The sequence below is a fragment of the Amycolatopsis sp. NPDC101161 genome, from assembly GCF_044768185.1.
Taxonomy (GTDB): Bacteria; Actinomycetota; Actinomycetes; order Mycobacteriales; family Pseudonocardiaceae; genus Amycolatopsis.
Genome location: NZ_JBIWPI010000003.1, coordinates 144,176 through 163,909, shown reverse-complemented (window position 1 = coordinate 163,909; position 19,734 = coordinate 144,176). Strand labels below are relative to the sequence as shown.

General features: G+C 73.6%; 17 protein-coding genes. 6 read left to right on the top strand and 11 right to left on the bottom strand.

Features of this window, described 5'->3' with window-relative positions; genetic code table 11:
* Positions 1 to 79 precede the first annotated feature (79 nt).
* Both ACIRSS_RS22595 and ACIRSS_RS22590 read left to right on the top strand, forming a co-directional pair.
* On the top strand, positions 80 to 3,349 hold the full coding sequence (locus ACIRSS_RS22595; protein ID WP_400897925.1) for a glucodextranase DOMON-like domain-containing protein: 3,270 nt from the start codon (positions 80 to 82) through the stop codon (positions 3,347 to 3,349).
* Positions 3,346 to 3,906, top strand: a complete 561-nt coding sequence (locus ACIRSS_RS22590; protein WP_400897923.1) for a DinB family protein — start codon at positions 3,346 to 3,348, stop codon at positions 3,904 to 3,906. The genes ACIRSS_RS22595 and ACIRSS_RS22590 overlap by 4 nt, the downstream gene beginning before the upstream one ends.
* 56 nt (positions 3,907 to 3,962) lie before the next feature.
* On the opposite strand, the gene ACIRSS_RS22585 is transcribed toward ACIRSS_RS22590, so the two are convergent.
* The 3 genes from ACIRSS_RS22585 to ACIRSS_RS22575 form a co-directional block, all read right to left on the bottom strand.
* Positions 3,963 to 4,475 carry a hypothetical protein gene (locus tag ACIRSS_RS22585; protein ID WP_400897921.1) on the bottom strand — a complete coding sequence of 171 codons (513 nt, stop codon included), beginning with the start codon at positions 4,473 to 4,475 and terminating at the stop codon, positions 3,963 to 3,965.
* Positions 4,476 to 4,548: 73 nt separating this feature from the next.
* Positions 4,549 to 5,826, bottom strand: a complete 1,278-nt coding sequence (locus ACIRSS_RS22580) for a sensor histidine kinase (RefSeq protein ID WP_400897919.1) — start codon at positions 5,824 to 5,826, stop codon at positions 4,549 to 4,551.
* Entirely contained in the window at positions 5,823 to 6,512 is a 690-nt protein-coding gene (locus ACIRSS_RS22575) for a response regulator transcription factor (RefSeq protein ID WP_400897917.1), read from the bottom strand. The genes ACIRSS_RS22580 and ACIRSS_RS22575 overlap by 4 nt, the downstream gene beginning before the upstream one ends.
* A 101-nt stretch (positions 6,513 to 6,613) precedes the next feature.
* Between ACIRSS_RS22575 and ACIRSS_RS22570 the strand changes: the two genes are divergently transcribed.
* Positions 6,614 to 7,078 (top strand): hypothetical protein, encoded by a 465-nt coding sequence (locus ACIRSS_RS22570; protein WP_400897915.1) that lies wholly within the window; start codon positions 6,614 to 6,616, stop codon positions 7,076 to 7,078.
* Here the strand turns inward: ACIRSS_RS22570 and ACIRSS_RS22565 are convergent.
* The gene (locus ACIRSS_RS22565) at positions 7,075 to 8,085 is read right to left on the bottom strand and encodes an aldo/keto reductase (protein ID WP_400897913.1); all 1,011 of its coding nucleotides are present in this window, start codon (positions 8,083 to 8,085) and stop codon (positions 7,075 to 7,077) included. The two genes, ACIRSS_RS22570 and ACIRSS_RS22565, sit on opposite strands and share 4 nt — an antisense overlap.
* A gap of 182 nt (positions 8,086 to 8,267) precedes the next feature.
* Here ACIRSS_RS22565 and ACIRSS_RS22560 point away from each other — a divergent pair, with 182 nt between their 5' ends.
* The 3 genes from ACIRSS_RS22560 to ACIRSS_RS22550 are packed head-to-tail and all read left to right on the top strand — an operon-like array spanning position 8,268 to position 10,884.
* Positions 8,268 to 8,786, top strand: a complete 519-nt coding sequence (locus ACIRSS_RS22560; RefSeq protein WP_400897911.1) for a YbaB/EbfC family nucleoid-associated protein — start codon at positions 8,268 to 8,270, stop codon at positions 8,784 to 8,786.
* Positions 8,783 to 9,097 (top strand): hypothetical protein, encoded by a 315-nt coding sequence (locus ACIRSS_RS22555; protein ID WP_400897909.1) that lies wholly within the window; start codon positions 8,783 to 8,785, stop codon positions 9,095 to 9,097. Before ACIRSS_RS22560 ends, ACIRSS_RS22555 begins: the two co-directional genes overlap by 4 nt.
* Positions 9,097 to 10,884: a hypothetical protein gene (locus tag ACIRSS_RS22550; RefSeq protein ID WP_400897907.1), complete on the top strand. Its 1,788-nt coding sequence runs from the start codon at positions 9,097 to 9,099 to the stop codon at positions 10,882 to 10,884. Before ACIRSS_RS22555 ends, ACIRSS_RS22550 begins: the two co-directional genes overlap by 1 nt.
* Here the strand turns inward: ACIRSS_RS22550 and ACIRSS_RS22545 are convergent, their stop codons facing one another.
* The 7 genes from ACIRSS_RS22545 to ACIRSS_RS22515 form a co-directional block, all read right to left on the bottom strand.
* A complete protein-coding gene (locus ACIRSS_RS22545; protein ID WP_400897905.1) occupies positions 10,885 to 12,360 on the bottom strand; it encodes a helix-turn-helix domain-containing protein in 1,476 nt (491 codons plus the stop codon). It lies immediately after the preceding gene.
* A gap of 234 nt (positions 12,361 to 12,594) precedes the next feature.
* Entirely contained in the window at positions 12,595 to 13,665 is a 1,071-nt protein-coding gene (locus ACIRSS_RS22540; protein ID WP_400897903.1) for a DUF917 domain-containing protein, read from the bottom strand.
* A gap of 28 nt (positions 13,666 to 13,693) precedes the next feature.
* A complete protein-coding gene (locus tag ACIRSS_RS22535; RefSeq protein WP_400897901.1) occupies positions 13,694 to 14,797 on the bottom strand; it encodes a DUF917 domain-containing protein in 1,104 nt (367 codons plus the stop codon).
* Positions 14,794 to 15,864: a DUF917 domain-containing protein gene (locus ACIRSS_RS22530; RefSeq protein ID WP_400897899.1), complete on the bottom strand. Its 1,071-nt coding sequence runs from the start codon at positions 15,862 to 15,864 to the stop codon at positions 14,794 to 14,796. Before ACIRSS_RS22530 ends, ACIRSS_RS22535 begins: the two co-directional genes overlap by 4 nt.
* On the bottom strand, positions 15,864 to 17,405 hold the full coding sequence (locus tag ACIRSS_RS22525; protein WP_400897897.1) for a hydantoinase/oxoprolinase N-terminal domain-containing protein: 1,542 nt from the start codon (positions 17,403 to 17,405) through the stop codon (positions 15,864 to 15,866). Before ACIRSS_RS22525 ends, ACIRSS_RS22530 begins: the two co-directional genes overlap by 1 nt.
* An 11-nt stretch (positions 17,406 to 17,416) precedes the next feature.
* A complete protein-coding gene (locus ACIRSS_RS22520) occupies positions 17,417 to 18,745 on the bottom strand; it encodes a purine-cytosine permease family protein (protein ID WP_400897895.1) in 1,329 nt (442 codons plus the stop codon).
* Between the two features lie 105 nt (positions 18,746 to 18,850).
* The gene (locus ACIRSS_RS22515) at positions 18,851 to 19,711 is read right to left on the bottom strand and encodes an SDR family NAD(P)-dependent oxidoreductase (protein ID WP_400897893.1); all 861 of its coding nucleotides are present in this window, start codon (positions 19,709 to 19,711) and stop codon (positions 18,851 to 18,853) included.
* Positions 19,712 to 19,734 lie beyond the last annotated feature (23 nt).

Below are 19,734 nucleotides of genomic sequence, written 5' to 3'. Positions count from 1 at the left end.
GGTATCTCAATCACGGGTAACGGATTCCCTGCTGCTTTCGGACCTGGTGCGCCGCGAGCGGGCGTGATCGGATGTGCGGATGACTCGGTCGACGTGGTCCGTGGTGCTGTGCGCGGCGCTGGCCGCCGCCCTCCTCCCCGCTCCGGCGGCGGTCGCCGCCCCGGCCTCCGGACCGGGCGCGGTCTCGCACTTCGGGCTGGCCCGCAAGGACTGCCTGGGCACCGCCCGGAACACCACCAGCAAGGCGTGGTTCACGGTCGCGGGCGGCGTGCTGTCCGACGTCTACGCGCCGGTGATCGACAACACGAACGTCGAGACGCTGCAGTTCGCCGTCACCGACGGCCGCACGTTCACCGACCTGCAGGCGCGGGACATGACCTACACCGTCCGCACCAGCGCGGGCGGGATGGCCTGCGAGGTGACCTCGACCCCGCGCAACGGCAAGTACCGGCTGGTCACCGAGTACCTGACCGACCCCGCGCGCACCGGCGTGCTCATCCGGACCCGGCTGGACCCGCTCCAGGGGTCCGGCCGCGATCTGAAGGTCTACGTGCGGTTCGACGCGAGCGTCAACGGCAACGGCGGTGGCGGCCCGGCGAACGGCGGCGGGGACACGGCTTCGGTGGACGCGGCGACGTCCGCGCTGGTCAGCGCCGACCCGAACACGGTGTCCAGCGCCCCGGCCCGCGACTACGCGACCCCGCTGGCCGCCGCGCTGCGCGCCGACCGCCGGTTCCTCGGCACGTCCAGCGGGTTCGTCGGCACGGCCGGCGACGGGCTGGCCCAGCTCGACCGCGACCATCGGCTGACCGATCAGACGGCGTCGGCGGTCAACGGCAACGTCGTGCAGACCGCGCAGCTGGACCTGCAGCCGCGCCGCCCGGCCGTGCTGGCGCTCGGCTTCGGCGCGGACGCGAGCGCGGCGGTCCGGACCGCGGGCGCGAGCCTGCGCACGCCGTTCGACGAGAGCTACCGCGAGTACGCGCGCGGCTGGCGTGACTACGACAACGGGCTGGTTCCCGTGCGCGGCAAGGACTCCGACTCCTACTACCAGTCGGCCAACGTGCTGAAGGCCAGTGAGGACAAGACGTTCCCGGGCGCGGTGGTCGCGTCGCTCGGCAGCCCGTGGGGGCAGGCCGTGTCCGCCGGGGACGCGCCCGGCGGCAAGCCCGTCTACTTCGGTTCGTACCGCGAGATCTTCGCGCGCGACCTCTACGAAAGCTTCTCGGGCCTGCTCGCCGCCGGCGACCGCGAAACCGCGCGGGCGAGCGTGCGGTGGTTGTTCTCCCGCCAGCAGCAGCCCGACGGCCGGTTCCCGCGCAACTCCATGCTGAACGGCAAGAAAGCCCCGGACTCCGGCGGTGACCAGCTCGACGAGAGCGCGTACCCGATCCTGATGGCGCTGCAGGCCGGGCTCGACCGCGACCGGACCCTGTACACCGACCACATCCGCGCGGCCGCGGACTTCGTCGTCGCGCACGGGCCGGCGTTCGGCTCCGAGCGCTGGGAAGAGCAGGGCGGCTACTCCCCCTCGACGATCGCGGCCGAGATCGCCGGGCTCGTCGCGGCCGGGGTGATCGCCGACCGCAACGGCGACCCGGCGCGCGCCCGCGTCTACCGGGCCACCGCCGACCACTTCCAGCGCGGCATCAAGGGCTGGACCGTGACGTCCACCGGACCGTACGGCGGCCGGTACTTCCTGCGCCTGACCAAGAACGGCAATCCGGACTCCGAGTGGATCTACAACCTCGGCAACGGCTCGATCGACGCCGACCAGCGCGCGGTCGTCGACGCCGGGTTCCTCGAGCTGACCCGCCTCGGCGTGCTGCCGGCGAACGATCCCGACGTCATCGCGTCGCTCGGCGTCGTCGACCGCGTGATCAAGCGGGACACGCCGACCGGCCCGGGCTGGTACCGCTACGGGACGTCCGCGGCGGGCAGCGAAGACGGCTACGGCGACTGCTACGAGCCGGACCCGACGAACTGCGCCCCGACCGGGGCACCGTGGCCGGGGCCGAACACCGGGTCCGGGCACCTCTGGCCGGTGCTCGCGGGTGAACGCGGCGAGCAGGCCGTGCAGACCGGCGACCGCGCCGGCGCGGCGGCACTGCTGCGCGCGATGCGGGCCCAGACCGGCGGCACCGGGCTGATTCCCGAGCAGACGTGGGAAAACCCGGCGGTCCCGGCGTCGCCCTACGGCTCGGACCCGCGCACGGCGTCCATCGGCTTCGCGCCGGGGCAGCCCGCCGGCTCGGTCGCGCCGCTGAGCTGGGCGCAGTCGCAGTCGGTCCGGCTGGCCCGGGCCCTCGACGACGGCCGGCTGCCCGAGCAGCCCGCCGACGTCCGCGCCCGGTACGTCACGCACGGGCCGCCCGCGGCGCTGGCGGTCACGCTCGACGCGCCCGCGTCGGTGTCCACCGGGACCGCGGCCGTCACCGGCACCGCGCCCGCGGGCAGCCAGGTCGACCTGGCCGTCTCGAACACCGACGCCGGCACGACTTCGGTGCTGTCGGTGCGGGCCGCCGCGGACGGGAAGTTCGGCGCGACCGTGCCGACCCCGCTGGGCGCGAACGTCGTCACGGCGGCCGCCACGGCCGGCGGCGGCACCGGGTACGCGCAGAAGACGATCAGCTCGGACTTCGTCACCGGCACGGTCCTGCTCGACGCGGCCGACCCGGACGGCGACGACAACGGCCCGGGCACCTATACGTACCCGACGGCCGGCGACTTCCACGCCGGCGCGTTCGACCTGCAGCGGTTCCAGGTCATCGACTCGGGCACCAACCTGGTGTTCCGCACGCAGATCCGTGACCTGTCCCCGACGTTCGGCTCTCCGCTGGGCGCGCAGCTGCTGACGATCTACGCGCACGACCCGGCCGCGACGGTGACGTCGACCGCGGCGCCGTTCCCGAGCCGGGCGTACACGATCGCGGCTTCCGATGCCTGGAGCCGGCGCATCGAGGTCCAGGGCTTCGCGGATCCGGCGCTCGTCGACGCTTCGGGCGCTTCGCTGGCAACGCCGTCGGTGCAGGCTTCGCAGGCCACGCGGTACATCACGGTGAGCGTCGCGAAGTCCGCGTTCGGGACCCCGGCGGCCGGCTGGACGTTCGCGGTCGTGCTCACCGGGCAGGACGGCAACTCCCCCGACCAGGCGCGGCCGTTCACGCCGACGGCGGGGCAGTACACGTTCGGCCTGTGCGCCGCGGGCGGGACCGCGCCGATCTGCGCGGCGGACCCGGCGACCGCCCCGAAGGCGGTCGACGTGCTGACGCCGTCCGGAGTGGACCAGGCCGCGGAGCTGGACCCGACGCGGGGGCCGGTCACGGTGCGCGGGGTGCCGGTCGGGTGATCGGCGAATTCGCGAAGCAGTACCTGCACGACGATCTGCGCGAGGCCCGCGAGGCCGTGCTGGGGAAGCTGGACGGGCTGAGCGAGTACGACGTCCGCCGTCCCCTGACCGCGACCGGGACCAACCTGCTCGGCCTGGTGAAGCACCTGGCGCTGTGGGAGACGCGGTACCTGGGCGAGGTGTTCGGCCGGCCGTTCCCCGAGCCGCTGCCCCGCTGGGACGACACCGAGGCGCGTGGCCGGGACTTCTGGGCCACCGAGCAGGAGACGCGTGCGGAGATCGTCGACCGGTACCGCCGCGCCGCGGCGCACTCCGACGCGACGATCGCGGCACTGCCCGTCGACGCGCCCGGCCACGTGCCGTGGTGGCCGCGGCCGGACGTGCTGCTGTTCAACGTCCTGGTCCACGTGCTCACCGAGACGACCCGGCACGCCGGGCACGCCGACATCCTGCGAGAGCAGCTCGACGGGGCGACCAGCGCGCCGGTCCGCGACCGCGAGTTCTGGTCCGAGCGGTACGCGGAGATCGAGCGGGTCGCGAAGGCCGCCGGGTCCTGAAAGGTGCGGCACTTCCCCGGGGAAGTGCCGCACCCGGTCCGGTGTGGACAGCCGGCTCAGCGGCGGCCGCCGTGGTCGTCGCCGCCCTCGTGGTGCCCGCCGTGGTCGTCGCCCGGCTCGGTGCCGCGACCGCTGTGGTCATCGCCGGGCTCGACCCCGCGGCCACCGTGGTCGTCGCCGGTTTCGACGCCGCGACCGCCGCGATCGTCACCGGGCGCGACCCCGCGGCCACCGTGGTCGTCGCCGGGCTCGATGCGACCACCGTGATCGTCGCCCGGCTCGACCCCACGACCACCACGGTCGTCACCCGGCTCGACACCGCGACCGCCGTGGTCGTCGCCGAGGTCGTGGGTGCGCGTCGGGTACGTGCTCGGCGCCGTCGCGCTCGGGGACGTGCTCGGCGCGCTCGTTTCCGTGGCTCCGCTGCCGCGCGTGGTCTCCGTGGCGGCCGAGGTCGCCGTCGTCGGCACCCGCGTGCCGTCGTCCGCGCCGGACTGCGCGAGGGCCGCCGTGGTGCCGCCCACCGCGAGCGCCGCGCCGGCCGCCGCGATCACCAGAATCTTGCGCATGTCTGCTCCTTTTCGTTCCCTGCCAACGAAAGAAGCTTCACGCACCGGCGGATAGCGGCGCGCTGCGCGGGGCTTAAGGCATCCCTAACGGCGTCCCGAGTTCCAGCACGATCCGCGCCCCGCGCGGCCGCCGGCGCGTCACCGTGAACGTCCCGCCGGACGCGCGGGCCGTCTGCCGCGCGATGTCGAGCCCGAGCCCCGTCGACCCGGCCCCGCTCGCGCCGCGCTCGACGTCGTCGAGGTCGAACCCCGGCCCCTCGTCCGAGACCTCCAGACGCGCCCCTTCGGGCGTCCCCGTCAACCGGATCGCGTACGCGGTTCCCTCCGGCGTGTGCGCGAAGACGTTGCCCAGCAACGCGTCCAGGCACGCGGCCAGCTCGGCCGGCCCGGCCGCGACCGGCAGCGGGCCCGGCGCGACCTCGACCGTCACCGCGCGGTCCTGGTCCTGCGCCAGCACCGACCAGAACTCCGCCCGCTCGCCCACCACCGAAGCCGCGTCGCACGAGCCGGGCGCCGAGTCCCGGGCCCTCGCCTGGTCGATCAACGCCGTGACCTGGCGTTCCAGGCTCTCCGCGTGCCCGGTGATCCGGTCGGCTTCGGCGGGGTCGCGCAACGACTCGGCGTCCAGCCGCAGCACGGTCAACGGCGTTCGCAAGCGGTGCGAGATGTCGGCCACGGCCTCGCGTTCCTGGCGGACCAGGTCGCGGATCCGCGCGGCGAGGAGGTTGAGCGCGGCCGCCACCGACCGCACCTCCCCCGGCCCGCCGGGCACGGCCCGCGCGTCCAGATCACCCTCGGCCAGCCGCCGCGACACCGCCGCGAGCTCGTGCACCGGCCGCACGATCGACCGGGCCAGCCGGTCGGCGACGACCACGCCGAGCGCCAGCAGCACCACGCCGAGCCCGGCCAGCACCAGCCACGCCGCGCCCAGCCCGCGAGTCAGCTCCGCGCGGTCGACGAAGGCCCGGACGACGGCGGTCCCGCGCGGCAACCCTTGGACCGCGACGAGGATTTCGCGGCCCGCGTCGTCGTCGACGGTGAGGCTGGCGCCCTGCGCCGCGGCCAGCGTGACGCCGGGCGTGCGCGGGGTCGGCGCGCCGAGCACCGTGCCGTCCGGCAAGAACACCGTCACCGGGTGACCGGCGGTCGTGTTGAGCTGGTCGACGGCCGGCCGCAGCGTCACCGCGTCGGCCGTCGCCACCAGGGACGTCAGGGACTGCGCCTTCGCCGTGGCGGCAGTGACCGCGCGGTCCGCGGTGACCGACCGCAGCAGGATCGCCAGCGGCACCAGGAACGCCACGAGCACCAGGCTCATCGCGGCCGCGACCAGCACCGCGAGCCGCTTCCTCACGCCCCGGCCCCCGGTTCGGCCAGCCGGACGCCGACGCGCCGCACGCTGTGCAGGTACCGCGGCTCCTGCGCGGTTTCGCCGAGCTTGCGCCGCAGCCACGACAGGTGGACGTCGACGGTCTTGTCCGCGCCGGCGTAGGGCAGCTTCCACACGTCGGCGAGCAGTTCGCGCTTGCTCACCACGGTTCCGGCCCGGCTCGCCAGGTAGTGCAGCAGGTCGAACTCGCGCGGGGTGAGGTCGAGCGGCGCGCCGTCGAGCGACGCCTCGCGCGTCCGCGCGTCGACCGACAGGCCGCCGACGACCACCGGCGCGGTCGTCTCCTCCGGCTCGGCGCGCCGCAGCACCGCGCGGATCCGCGCGTCGAGCTGGGCACCGCCGAACGGCTTGACCACGTAGTCGTCGGCACCCGCGTCGAGCAGCCGGACGATCTCCTCCTCCGCGCCGCGGGCGGTGACCACGATGATCGGCACCGCGCTGACCGCCCGCACCATCCGCAGCACCTCGCGGCCGTCGAGGTCGGGCAAGCCCAGGTCGAGCAGCACGACGTCGGGCCGGTCGGTGACGGCCGCCTGGAGCCCGGCCATCGCGGTCGGCGCGGACGTCACCGCGTGCCCGCGCTCGGTCAGCGCGCGCAGCACGGCCGTGCGGATGGTCGGGTCGTCCTCGACGAGCAGCACGGTCGCCATGCTCGGGAGGCTACACACGCGACGCCGCTTCGCCGGGTTCCCGGCGAACGCTAAGGCCGCCTTAGCCGTGCCTTAACCCGCCCGGATGGCACAGTGGACGGGTGAACAGGCGCGGAGTGCTGATGGCGGCCGGCTGGCTGCTGGCCGCCGCCGTCACCGCGGGCGCCGGCACGGTGGCCCTCGACGTCGTCGGCGCCGGCATCCTCGGCCCGCAGAACCAGCCGCTGTCCGCCGACGACGTCGCCCGCGCCCTGGAAACCGTGCCGTCGAGCACCACGTCGACGCCACCGGTCACGACCGCGCCGTCGAGCGCCGCCCCGGCGCCGCGCGGCCTGACCGTGCCCGGCGGCACCATCGTCGCCACGTGCGCGGGCGGCCGGGTCACCTTGCTCTCGTGGAGCCCGGACCCGGGCTTCCGCGCCGACGACGTCTCGCGCGGCCCGGCCGCCACGGCGTCGGTCAAGTTCAAGAACGGCGGCACGGAGAACGTGGTCGTGGTGACGTGCCAGGACGGCGAGCCGCACGCCGACACCGTCGCCGACGAAGGCCACCACGGCCGGGGTTAGCCCGGCAGGCCGGCGTTGAGGCGCGCCAGGATCCGGTGCGGGAACGGCAGTTCCGGCGCGCTGACCGCGGTCAGCCGGTCCAGTTGGGCGTCGGTGAGGTCGAGGGCGAGCGCGCCCACCGTCTCCGCGAGCTGCTCGGGGGATCGCGCGCCGATCAGCGGCGCGGGCATGCCCAGCCGGCGGGTCACCCAGTGCAGGGCGACCTGGGCGGGCGTCGCGCCGGCCTCGGCCGCGACCTCGCGGACGACGTCGAGGATCGCCCAGCGCGCCTCGGGCAGCGACCGGAAGGCCGCGCCGCCGGCGAGCCGGCCGGTGCCCGTGCCCTCGCGGGTGTACTTGCCGGACAGGAACCCGCCGCCGATGGCGCCCCAAGGCTGGATCGCGATGCCGAACTCACGGGCCAGGGGCACGTATTCGGCTTCGATCGCCCGCTCGAGCAGCGAATGCTCCAGCTGCAGCGCGGTCACCGGCGGGCCGCCGAGCATCGCCGCCTTCGTCGCGTACCAGGCCGGGACGTCGCTGAGCCCGGCGGCGCGGATCTTCCCGGCGCGCACGAGGTCGCCGAACGCCGCCATGACCTCCTCGGCCGGGGTGCAGCCGTCCCAGACGTGCAGCCAGTACAGGTCGACGTGGTCGACGCGCAGCCGCCGCAGCGACGCCTCCAGCGAGGCGACCATGTTCTTGCGGCCGTTGCTGCGCCGGCGCGGGTCCGAATACGGGGCGCCGTCCCGGAACTCGGGTCCGGAGTACTTGGTGGCGAGCACGACGTCGTCGCGATCGACGTCGCGGAGGAACTCCCCGACCAGCTCCTCGCTGCGGCCGGCGCTGTAGTTGTCCGCCGTGTCGACGAAGTTGCCGCCGCCCTCGACGTAGGCGCGGAAGACCTTCCGCGCCGTGTCGTCGTCCGCGCAGAAGGGTCCGGTGCCGAAGGTCATCGCGCCCAGGGCCAGCGGGGACACCCGCAGCCCGGAGCGGCCGAGCGCCCGGTAGTCGTCCAATCGTGTCATGCACCCGATCGTGCAACCCGGAGCGTGGTCCGGGTCAAACCCGATCGAGGCATTCGCGGGCAACATCGGGGAGTCATCCAGGCATACTGCGCACGATCACCAGATGAATGTCCGGTGTGCGCTAATCTGGCGCGATCACGGGGCCGGCGCCCCGCACCCCGGCGTGGCGAGGAGTCGAATTCGTGCAACCGAACCTGGGGCCAGGCGAGGACTTCCAGCTGCTGCTCGAGCGGCAGGTCCGGGACATGCAGTCGAAGGCGGCCGCGCTGAGTGAAGCGCTTTCCGCAGCCGGTGCGACGGTCCGCTCCCGCGACGGCGCGGTCACCGTCACGCTCGCGCCGAACGGCGCGCTCACGAACCTCGAGCTCGGGCACCGGGCGTGCGAACTGGGCCCGGCGCGGCTGACCGCGGCGATCATGGGCACCGTGCGGGAAGCGCAGCGCCGGACGGCCCGCAGCGTCGCGGACTCCTTCGCCACCATCAACGGCGACGGCGAGTCGACCGACATGGTCCGGTCGTTCCTGCCGCCGGACCCGCCGCCGGACGGCGACTTCGCGGCGCCGGAGAGCCCCGTCGAGCCCCCTCCGCCGCCGCCCGCCGCTCCCCCGGCCCGGCCGCCCGCACCGCCGGCCGCCGGCCCCGCCCCGCGTCGCCGTCCCCCGGCCGACGACCGCTTCGACGACGAATCGAACCCCTGGTGAGCGGCGGCGGGTTCAGGGTCGACTCGGAGCCCCTGGCCACCTTCGGCAAGCACCTCGACGAACTGCAGAGCAACCTGCAGAGCACCGCGGACCTGGTCGGCGGCATGACCTGCGACCCGGGCATGTTCGGCATCAACCCGGCGTGCCAGCTGATGGCGGCGGGCGCGAGCACGTGGACCGACAAGGCGCACCACCAGTTCGGGGACTACGCCAAGACCATCGGCGAGTTCGCGGACAAGGTCGCCGAAGCCGCGAAGCGCTACCAGGCGGGCGAACAAGACGCCGTCGACTCGATCGTGAGGTTCGAATAGTGGGCGACGACTACCAGAGCAAGGACGTCAGCCTCCACGGCTCCGACCTTTTCAACAAGGACAACGCCGCCGCCGGGGCCGGGTTCTTCGAAGCGGCGGTCGGGCTGGACAAGGCCGTCAAGGAGAACGACAAGGTCGCGATCGGCATCGGCGCGGCGGGCATGGCGCTGGAGACCATCGGTCTCGTGCTGGACCCGATCGGCAGCCTGCTGACGGCCGGGATCGGCTGGCTCATCGAGCACATCACGATCCTGCGGTGGCCGCTGGACATCCTGATGGGCGACCCGATCGGCATCCAGGCGGCCAGCGAGGCGCTCAAGGCCGAGAAGAAGAAGCTCGAAGGGTGGTCGCAGCAGCACCAGGAAGCCCTCGCCACGCTCATGAAGGACTGGTCCGGCAACGCGGCGGAGCAGTTCAAGAAGGACATGGACGCGGTCACCGAGCAGCTGACCTCCCTCGGCGGCTACCTCGACCAGGCCGGCAAGAACATGATGATCGCGGGCGGCATCGTCGGCGCGTTCCGCGGCATCCTGCGCGACCTGATCGCGATGCTCCTGGCGACGATCATCAAGGGCGCCCTGATCGCGGCGGCGCTCGCCCCGGTGACGTTCGGCGCATCGATCGCGCTGTTCATCACGACGACGATCGGCACGGTAGCCACGGCTCTGGGCAAGATCGGCACGAAGCTGATGCAGCTGGGCAAGAAGCTGGCGGACCTGGTGAAGGCGCTGGCGAAGATGGGCAAGGCGGGGGACGAGATCGCCGGGGCGAAGCCCCCGACGAGCAGCTTGACCCCGACCCCGACGCCCAAGCCGCCGGCGGCACCGAAGCCGGACGCGACCCCGGGGCCGAAGCCGTCGTCGGCCACTCCGGAGCCCAAACCGGAGCCCAAACCCGAGCCGAAGCCGGAACCGGCGCCGTCGTCCTCCTCGCCGACTCCGGAGCCCAAGCCCTCGTCGGCCACGCCGGAACCGAAGCCGGAGCCCAAGCCCGAACCCAAGCCTGAGCCCAAACCCGAGCCGAAGCCGGAACCGGCGCCGTCGTCTTCCTCGGCCACGCCCGAGCCGGAGCCCAAGCCCTCCTCGGCCGCTCCGGAACCCAAGCCCGAGCCCAAGCCGGAGCCGAAACCCGAGCCCACGCCCGAGCCGAAACCGGAGCCCGCACCGTCATCGTCTTCGGCGACCCCTGAGCCGAAGCCCGAGCCGAAGCCGGAACCCAAGCCCGAGCCGAAACCCGAGCCCAAGCCGGAACCGGCGCCGTCGTCCTCGGCGGCCCCGGAGCCCAAGCCCTCCTCGGCCACTCCAGAACCCAAGCCGGAACCGAAACCCGAGCCCGCACCTTCTTCCTCCTCGGCGACCCCGGAACCCAAGCCCTCCTCGGCGACCCCGGAGCCGAAGCCGGAGCCGGCCACCCCCGACCCCAAGCCGGAGCCGGCGAAGCCCGACCCCGCGCCGTCTTCGTCCACTCCGGACCCCACGCCCACCGCGGATCCCAAGCCGCACAAGCCGTTCACCGACCAGATGACCGCCGTCATCAAGGACAAGCTGTCCAAAGTGGACGGTGTCACGCCCGAGATCCTGGCGAAGTTCGACAAGATCAACAACTTCTCGGTCGAACAGCTCGGCAAGGTCTTCGGCAAGGAAGGCGCCGAGAAGTTCGAGTCGGCCATCAAGATCATGACCGACCCGTGGTTCGGTAAATCGGGCCTGGCGGGCAAGACCGTCGTCGACATGATCAAGGGCGTGCCCGCCAGCATCGGGAACGTCACCGGCGGGGACGACAACTAGTCACTCGCCCGAAAGGATCACCGCCCGGGACGCGAGGTGCAGCGCCAGCCGCTCGTCCGGGCGGGACAGGTCCACGCCGAGCAGCTGCTCGATCCGCGCGATCCGGGCCGCCACGGTGTTGCGGTGCACGCCCAGCACCGTGGCGGTCTCGGCGATCGACGACTCCGCGTCCAGGTAGGCGGCCAGCGTCCGGACGAGGTCGCCCGGCGCCGACCGCAGCGGCGCGACCAGCGCTCGCGCGGCCGGTTCGAACGTGTCCGTGCGCGTCCACTCCAGCAGCAATTGGGCCATGCCGAGCTGGTCGACGTGCAGGAAGTGGCCCGTTTCGGGCCGGGTCGCGGCGAGGCGGGCGGCGTCGAGGGCTTCCGCGACCGTCGCGGCCAGCCCTTCCGGACGCGGGTGCGGCCGTCCGACGCCCATGTGCGCGCCCAGGCGCAACGTCCGGTGCGCCGCCTGGAGCCGGGTCGCCAGCGCGCGCACCCGCTCCGCCGTGGGTTCGTGGTCGAAGGTGACCCAGCCGGTCCAGCCGTCGCCGTGCTCGACGACGGCCTCGACGTCCAGCGCCCGCAGCACCTCCTGGGTCCGCGCGACGGTGTCGACGGACGCCGGGACACCCAGGTGCAGCCCGACGTGCCGGCCGCCGAGCCGCCAGCCGGCGTCGGCGACGCGGCGGCGCAGGTCGGCGCCGGGTTCGGTGTCCAGGCGCAGCAGGTCGCCGAGCAACGCGGTGCGCGAGCGCGCGTCGCGTTCCAGCTCCAGGCGGTTGGCCAGCAGCCACCGCTGCAGCGCCCCGGCGGCGACGGCGAGCGCGGGCGGCACGACGTCGGCCCGCGCGGCCTCGGTCCCCCGCAGCTCGGCGGCCAGCCACATCGCGGGCCGCTGCAGCAGGACGGGGTGGGCGAGCAGGACGCCGTCGTCGAGCTCGGTCCGCTGCGGCACGGCTTCGTCCAGCCGGACGCGCCCGCCGACCTCCCCGGCGAGCGGCACCCCCCGGTCGTCGAGCACGGCCACGGGCGAGCGCAACAGCCGTCGCAGCACGGCGACGACCTCTTCGGGCGGCCGCAGCCGATCCCCGAGCGCGCGGTGGGTGGCGAGGAGCAGCTCGGCCCGATCGAGTTCGGGCGCGGCGAGCAGCAGCCGAGCCTCGACGAGCAGGTCGAGCGGCGAGGCGGACGTGACGAGGAGCGGAACGCCCAGCCGATCGGCAAGCAGCCGCGACGCGCTGAGCGGCTCGGTCCCGGAGAGCAGGACGGCGGCCGCCCCGGCATCGGCGCAACGGCGAAGAAGGGCATCGATCTGCCAGTCGGTCCCGGCGATCGGCCGGGCGACCACGGCGAGTTCCCCGGCCGCGGGGAGGTGGGAAGCGTCCAAAGTGGCTTGAACGGTCGCAAGTGGACGGTCCAGCCCGGAGGCGCCGGCGAGCACGCGAACGTGCTCGGACCAGCCGGGAAGGGCAAGAACTCGGCGCAGGCTCACGGCAGCCCCACCCGCCGGAGCCGGGTCAAGGGAGCCTCACCGCAGCCGGACTCGGTCGCCGGGGCCAACGTCCACTGCCGGCTCACGGGAGCCCCACCCGCCGGAGCCGGCTCACGGGAGACCCACCGCGGCCGGACCCGGCCGCCGGGGCCGGCCTCCACCGCCGGCTCACGGGAGCCCCACCGCAGCCGGACTCGGCCCACCGGGGCAACGCCCGGGCCGGCCTCGGCGCGCTCACGGGAACCCCACCGGGTCGCAGTCGATTCCGTACGCCCTCGGCTGCAGCACCGGCAACCGGCGCGGGTCGGTCCAGAACTCGGCCGCCGCCAGGCGGACCACGTCCACCTCCACCCCCGCGCGGATCGCGTCGCACGACACCGGGACCCCCGTCCGGTGGTCCAGCACCGACAGCACGTCCGGCGTCGAAGCCACCGGTGCCCCGTCGCGCAACGCCAGCAGGTACTCGTTCTCCATCTCCACCCTCAGCAGCGCGCCGTCGCGGTGGTCGGCCAGCGTGACGCTGCCGCGGCCGAACCCCGGGCTGCCGTGCCGGCCGGGGCCGGGGTGCCGCGCCACCTCGATGACCCGGCCACGCGCCAGCACCGAGCCCGCCAACGCCGCTTCGAGCGCCTCCCGCGGCGGGCTCTCACCCACCGCCAGCACCCGGCGGCCGAGCGCCAGCGCCCCGCTCGTCGTCCCGCCCACCGAACACGCCGCCAGCTCGCCCGCCGGGATCGGGGCCAGCGCGAACGCCGCCCACCCGCCCGAGCTGGCCAGGAACGCCCGCGTGCCCCGCTCGATCACCACGTCCGAGCCGGCCGCCAGCACCACCACCTGCCCGCCGGGCTCGGCCAGCGCCGCCGGCGCGACCCCGCGGCCGGTCGCGGCCACCGAAAACTGGTCGAGCCGGGGCAGCCCGCGGCCGGACAGGTCCGCGTCGACGTACCCCAGCCCGAGCTGGTCGGCCACGACCAGCGGCAGCAGCCCGTTGAGGCCGCCGATCTCGATGGACATCAGCGCGTCGGCGTGCTCGCCCGTCCACCGTTCGATCGCCGCCACCGCGGACGCGAACTCGTCGCCGCCCGGCAGCTTCTCGGTGAACGCCGCCGTCGCGCCGACGACGCCGATCGGCACCACCCGGGCCGACGGCGCCAGGCCGGCCACCGGCGAAACGTCGAGCGCCCGGCCGTCGGCGAGCAGCCGGCGCAGCAGGACAGCGGCGGTGACGGTGTCCCCGCCACCGCCGGACCCGAGCAGGGCCACCCCGCGTTCGAGGGCGGCCACGTCACCGGCGGTGATGCGCATGACTGACCACAGTAGACGAGCCGGCCGCTTACGTCTCCGCGCCGATCTGTTCGACGGGCACGAACGGGTGCGGCAACCCGAACGCCCCCGGGCCGAACGTGTCCAGGGCTTCCGGCGTCCGCATCAGCGGCGGTGTCGAGATGCCGACGACGGTGACGCGCTGGCCGAACCGGAGCGTCTCGGTGGTGATCGGCTCGGCCGTCGCGGACTCCAGCACGCAGATCAGGTCGGGCACGAGACACCGCACGGTACCGTCCACAGTGGCCAGCAGGTTCTCGTTCTGGAAGAGGATCTCCAGCTTGCTCGAACCGTCGAACGACACCGCCGCCGCACGGCCCCGCGCGAAGCCCGCCTCGGTCCGGCGCTCCACATCGGACACCTTGCCGCGGAAGAGGACGCGCAGGTGCTGGTACGGCGTCGAGCGCAACGCCGAAGCCAGCCACTCGACGGGATCTTCGTTGGCTTCCCGCGCTTCCCGGATCGTCCGGCCCACGGTCAGTGCCAGCGAAAGCGTTTGCGGCACCGCCGTCCGCTTCACGTCGGCGCCGCTCATCGCGTACTCGGCGATGTGCGCGACCCCGCCGAGCCGGATGGTGACGCCGCGGGCCAGCCACTCCATCCGCTTGTTGTCCGCGCCGGTGTCGATCACCGTCGTCTCGCCGCGCTCGCCGCCGATGGCCATCGGCGACCCGGTGACGCCGTAGACGCCGAACGTCTCCATCTGCAGCTCGGGGAACGCCCGGCCCATGCCGTCGGCGTCGACCACCGGCAGCCCGAGCCGGGCGCCGACGATCAGCGGGATCATCGAGTTGATGCCGCCGCACTCGATCGGCATGGTCGCGTCCGCCGACCGGCCGAGGTGCCGCTCCAGCGTCCGCAGCGCCAGCACCGGCTCGGCGCCGTTGGGCAGCTTCTCGTGCACCACGGTCGGCGCGCCCATCTGCGCCGTCGGCACGACCAGCGCGTCGTCGTCCACTTCGGACGGGTCGAGGATCGTGATCGGCCCGTGCTCGCGGATCGCCTCGCGCACGAGCAGCCGTCCGACGTACGGGTCGCCACCGCCGCCGGTGCCGAGCACGGCGGCGCCGCGGGCGAGGTCGGGCAGGTCGGCTTCGGTCAGGGTCCAGCTCACCCGGCGACTCCGATCGGGTCGATGTCGTAGCCGAAGTACCGCGGCCCGGCCAGCGCGATGCCCTCCGGCGTGTGCCAGCGCGGGTCGGCGGGCGCGGCGATGACCGTGACGCGCTGGCCGTACCGCAGTCCCTCGGTCGTCACGGCCTCGCCGGACTCGCGTTCCAGCGTGCAGATCAGGTCGGGCACCGACGCCTCGACGACGCCGTCGCGCTCGGCCACCAGGTGCTCGTTCTGGAAGCGCAGCACCAGTTCCGCACCGGTGTCTCCGTCCATTCCGGACAGTCGAGCCTCACCGCGGGCGAAGCCGGTGACCGTCCGGCGGGCGACGTCGACGACCTTGCCGCTGAACAGCCGCCGCCCACCCAGCCGGGAGACGACCCGCGCGACGGGGTCCTCGTGCGCGGCGCGCGCGGCCCGCACCAGCGCGCCCAGCTCGGCGCACAGGCTGAGCGTGCCGGGCACCAGCGACTCCCGGGACTGCGAGCCGGACATCGCGTAGTTGCTGATCATCGCCGAGCAGCCCATGTCGATGGTCGCCGACCGGGCCAGCCGCTCGGCCCACCGGTTGTCCACAGTGTCCAGTACCCCGCGGTTGCCCTTCTCGTCCGCGATGGACATCGGGGTCGCGCGGATGCCGTACAAAGTCGGCAAAACCATTTGCAGCTCCGGGAAGGCCCGGCCCATGCCGTCGGCGTCGACCAGCGGCAGGCCCAGCTGCGCGGCCGCGACGACCGGGATCAGCGAGTTGACCCCGCCCGCCTCGGCGCACGCGATGTGCGTCAGCTCCTTGCCCAGGTACGCGGCGAGCGTGCGGGCTGCGAGCCCGACCTGCTCGGCCGACGGCAGCTTCTCGACCATGACCGTCGGCGCGCCCATCATGGCGACCGGCAGGACGACGGCGTCGTCCGGCACCTCCGCCAGCGGCACCAGCGGCACGGACCCGTGCGAGCGGACCGCCGAGGCCGCCAGCAGCCGGCCGATGTACGGGTCGCCACCGCCCCCGGTGCCGAGGATGGCGGCACCGCGGGCGATGTCGTCGAGGTCGTGCTCGGTGATCTCGCGCATCACGCCCCCAGCTGCAGGTCGCCGACGGCCTTGACGCGGATGCGCGTGGCGTTGCCGGGCAGGTACGGGATGGGCACCTCGTCGAAGTCGACGATGCCGACCGACGCCGGCGACGCGCCCGCGGCAACCGCCCGGTCCACGGCCTCCTGCTTGGCTTCGTCCACAACGGACTCACGACGGCCGGGCTCGATCACGTAGACGCGGTCGACCTCGCCGCCGATCTGCGCGATGGCCGCGCCGATCGCGTTGGCCACGGCGTAGTTCTCCGGCCGGTGCACCTCGCCGCAGCCGGCCAGCTCGTCCGGCAGCAGCACCGAACCACCGCCGACCGCGACCACCGGCAGCGGCTCGGCCGACGTCCGCATCCGTTCGACCACATCGGACACGTCCGCGGCGATCCGGTCCAGCGCCGCCCGGACCAGCGCGCGGTCCAAATGCGACACGAGTGACGCGTCCCCGATGTCGGCGCGGCCCGCCGCGACCGCGATGTCGGTCGCGGTGAGCGTGTCCCCGCCGAAGACCAGGGCCTTCGACGTCAGCTCGTAGCCGACCGAGTCCGGCCCCACCGTGACGTTCCCGCGCACCCGGCTGCCGCCGCCGATGCCGATCGACAGGACGTCCGGCATCCGGAAGTTGGTGCGGATGCCCGCGACGCTGACGTCCGTCGTCGCCTCACGGGGAAAGCCTTGCCGCAGGACGCCGACGTCCGACGTCGTGCCGCCGACGTCGACCACCGCGCAGGTGTCCAAACCGGACAGCACGGCCGCGCCGCGCATCGAGTTCGTCGGCCCGGACGCGAACGTCGCCACCGGGTAGCGGCGGGCGAAGTCGACGTCCATCAGCGTGCCGTCGTTCTGGCTCAGGTACAGCGGCGCGGTGATGCCCGCGCCGGTGACCGACGCGGACAGCCCGTCGACGATGTGCGCGGCCAGCTCCCGCAGCGCCGCGTTGATCACCGTCGCGTTTTCCCGCTCCAGCAGGCCGATCCGGCCGATCTCGTGGGACAGCGAGATCGCCACGTCCGGCAGCTGCGCGCCGATGATCTCGGCCGCGCGGGCCTCGAACTCGGCGTTGACCGGGGAGAAGACCGAGGTGATGGCGACGCTGCGCACCCCGGCCTCCCCCATGTCGTCGGCGGCCTTGCGCAGCTCGCTCTCGTCGAGCTCCGCGATGTGCCGGCCGTCGAACTCGTGTCCACCGTGGACCAGGTAGCTGCGCCCCGACACCGCGTCGACGAGCCGCTGCGGCCAGTCGACCATCGGCGGCAGCGACGCCCCGGCCGGCAGGCTCAGCCGGACGGCCGCGGTCGGCGCGAGCCGGTGGGCCTCGACGAGGGCGTTGATGAAGTGCGTGGTGCCGATCATCACCGCCCGCACCGCCGCCGGGTCGAACGCGCGTTGCCGCTGCAGGCCGTCGATCGCGGCGACGATGCCCGAGGTGACGTCCGCGGTCGTGCTGGTCTTGACCGAGGCGAGCACCTGACGGCCGTCGAGCAGGACAGCGTCGGTGTTGGTGCCGCCGACGTCGATGCCGATGCGCACGAAGATTCTCCTTAAGCAGACTGGACGGCGGGAGCGGCGTCGGCGGTCCGGCTGCTGCCGATCCCCCGCACCAGGCCGAGCTTCCCGGCGACGACGTACAGGACGAAGCCCACGACGAGCGAGTTGATGCTCGGCAGGCCCCATTCGACGAACTTCCCGAAGAGCGCCGCGGCGACCCAGACGACGAGCGTGGCGGGCACCCACACCGGCGCGTCCTCGGGCACGGTTCCCCGCGCCCGCGCCGATTCCAGGTCCCCGCGCCACTTCTTCACGACGAAGTACTCGGCGACCATGATCCCCGCGATCGGCGGGAACGCGACGCCCAGCACGGTGAGGAAGTCGGTGAACTTCGCGAGGATCCCGGCCGCGGCGAGCAGGCTGCCCGCGACGCCGAGCACGGCGGTCACCAGACCGCGGTGGGCCTTGCGCCCGGACACCGTGCCGATGAAGTTCACGACGCCGAGACCCGACGAGTACAGGTTCCAGTCGTTGATCTTGATCGTGCCGGCGATGACGATCAGCAGGCCGACCCAGCCGACCGACGACGTCACGATCGTGGTGATCCCGGCGCTGCCGACGGCGTGCGCGAGCAGGACACCGGACAGGCCGATGACGTACTCGCCGAGCGTGATCCCGACGAGCGTCTGCTTGACGACGTCCGAAGTGGACCGGTTGAAGCGGGTCATGTCCGGCGTGATGACGGCGCCGACGATGAAGCCACCCGCCACCAATGTGGTGCCCTGCAGCAGGCTCAGCGACGGCCCGGGCGGGGCCGACGACACGAGCGCGCCGAGGTCGTGGCGGGTCAGCTCGGAGATGATCGACCAGCCGACGAGGATCAGGAACGCCGGGACGGTCAGGTAGGCCGTCCAGGCCATGGAGTGGAAGCCGCGGACGACGATCGCGGTGACGAGCAGGCCGAAGACGAGCGCCCAACCCCACTCCGGCAGGCCGCCGATGAGCGAGACGAGACCCTGCGCGGACACCGCGGACTGGATGCCGAACCAGCCGATGAGGCTGATCCCGATGGCGAGCCCGATGAGCGCCGAGCCGCCGCGGCCGAAGCCGGTCCAGCGGGCGATCATGGACGTCGAGAGGCCCTCGCGGACGCCGATGACGCCGACGAGGATGGTGATGAGCTCCAGGATGACCGAGCCGAGCGTGAACGCCAGGACCGCCGGCCAGAAGCTCATCCCGAAGCCGACGGTGGCTCCGAGCAGGAACTGGGACAGGGCGGACACCTGGCCGAACCGCTGGACGGCGACCGACCACCACGAGTACCGGGCGTGGTCCGGCACTCTGGTGAGGGCATAGTCATCGACACCGACTGTTGAGGCCACGCCGACCTCCTAATCCGGGAAGGGGAACGGTTCCCCGCACCGTAAGCAGCGGTCCCGGCGGCGTCACCGTGCGATGTGCACAGCCACGACCTCGGCACTGTGCATTCAGACCAGTGGGTCCAGCCCGGTCAGCGTGACACTCTCGTCCCAAAGCCGCCGGGCGGCGTCGTCGGTCAGGTTCGCCCAGCGCTCTTCGAGGCGAGGCCGGCCGCGCAGGCCGAACACGCGCGGACCCCACAGCTGGCCGCCGGCGACGTCCGGGCCGAGGACCGCGCGGACGGCGGGCCGCGCGCCGGCGTCCTTGCCCTGCAGGAGAGCCCGGGCCGGCAGGCCGCGCAGCCACTGGCCGGGGGTGCGGACGTGCACCGGCGGGCGCGACGGCGTCAGCGAGTCGAGCGCGCCACCAGGGTGAGCGACGACGCTCAGCCGCTTCGAGCCGGTTTCGCGCAGCCGCCGGTCGAGTTCGAGCGCGAAGAGCATCTGGGCCAGCTTCGAGCGTTCGTACGCGCGCTTCGGGACGTAGTCGCGTTCGCTCTGGAGGTCGGCGAAGTCGAGCTTCGCGGACTTCGCCGCGAAGCTGCCGGTGGTGACGATCCGCGCGTCCGGCGCCAGCTCCGGCAGCAGCCGGGCGACCAGCGCGAAGTGACCGAGGTGGTTCGTGCCGAACATCAGCTCGTGGCCGGCCGGCGTCTCGCGGCGCGGCGGGTGGTCGAGCATGACCCCGGCGTTGCAGACGACGGCGTCGAGCGGTCCGGGGTCGACGGTCGCGACCTGGGCCAGGTCGGCGAGGTCGAGCCGGACGTGGCCGACGCGCGCGCCGGCGACCCGCGACCGGATCGCCGTGCGCGCGACCTCCGCCTTCGCCGGGTCACGGCTCCCGATCACCACTTCCGTCCCGGCCGAAGCCAGCTGCTCCGCGACGAAATAGCCGATTCCCGCGTTGCCGCCGGTCACCAGCACCCGCATCGAATTCCCTTCCCCGTGCCAAG

Coding starts and splice junctions, on each gene's coding strand:
- ACIRSS_RS22585 (WP_400897921.1), bottom strand. CDS start 4,475: ATGCGCAAGATTCTGGTGATCGCGGCGGCCGGCGCGGCGCTCGCGGTG.
- ACIRSS_RS22515 (WP_400897893.1), bottom strand. CDS start 19,711: ATGCGGGTGCTGGTGACCGGCGGCAACGCGGGAATCGGCTATTTCGTC.
- ACIRSS_RS22595 (WP_400897925.1), top strand. CDS start 80: ATGACTCGGTCGACGTGGTCCGTGGTGCTGTGCGCGGCGCTGGCCGCC.
- ACIRSS_RS22540 (WP_400897903.1), bottom strand. CDS start 13,665: ATGCGCATCACCGCCGGTGACGTGGCCGCCCTCGAACGCGGGGTGGCC.
- ACIRSS_RS22565 (WP_400897913.1), bottom strand. CDS start 8,085: ATGACACGATTGGACGACTACCGGGCGCTCGGCCGCTCCGGGCTGCGG.
- ACIRSS_RS22530 (WP_400897899.1), bottom strand. CDS start 15,864: ATGCGCGAGATCACCGAGCACGACCTCGACGACATCGCCCGCGGTGCC.
- ACIRSS_RS22575 (WP_400897917.1), bottom strand. CDS start 6,512: ATGGCGACCGTGCTGCTCGTCGAGGACGACCCGACCATCCGCACGGCC.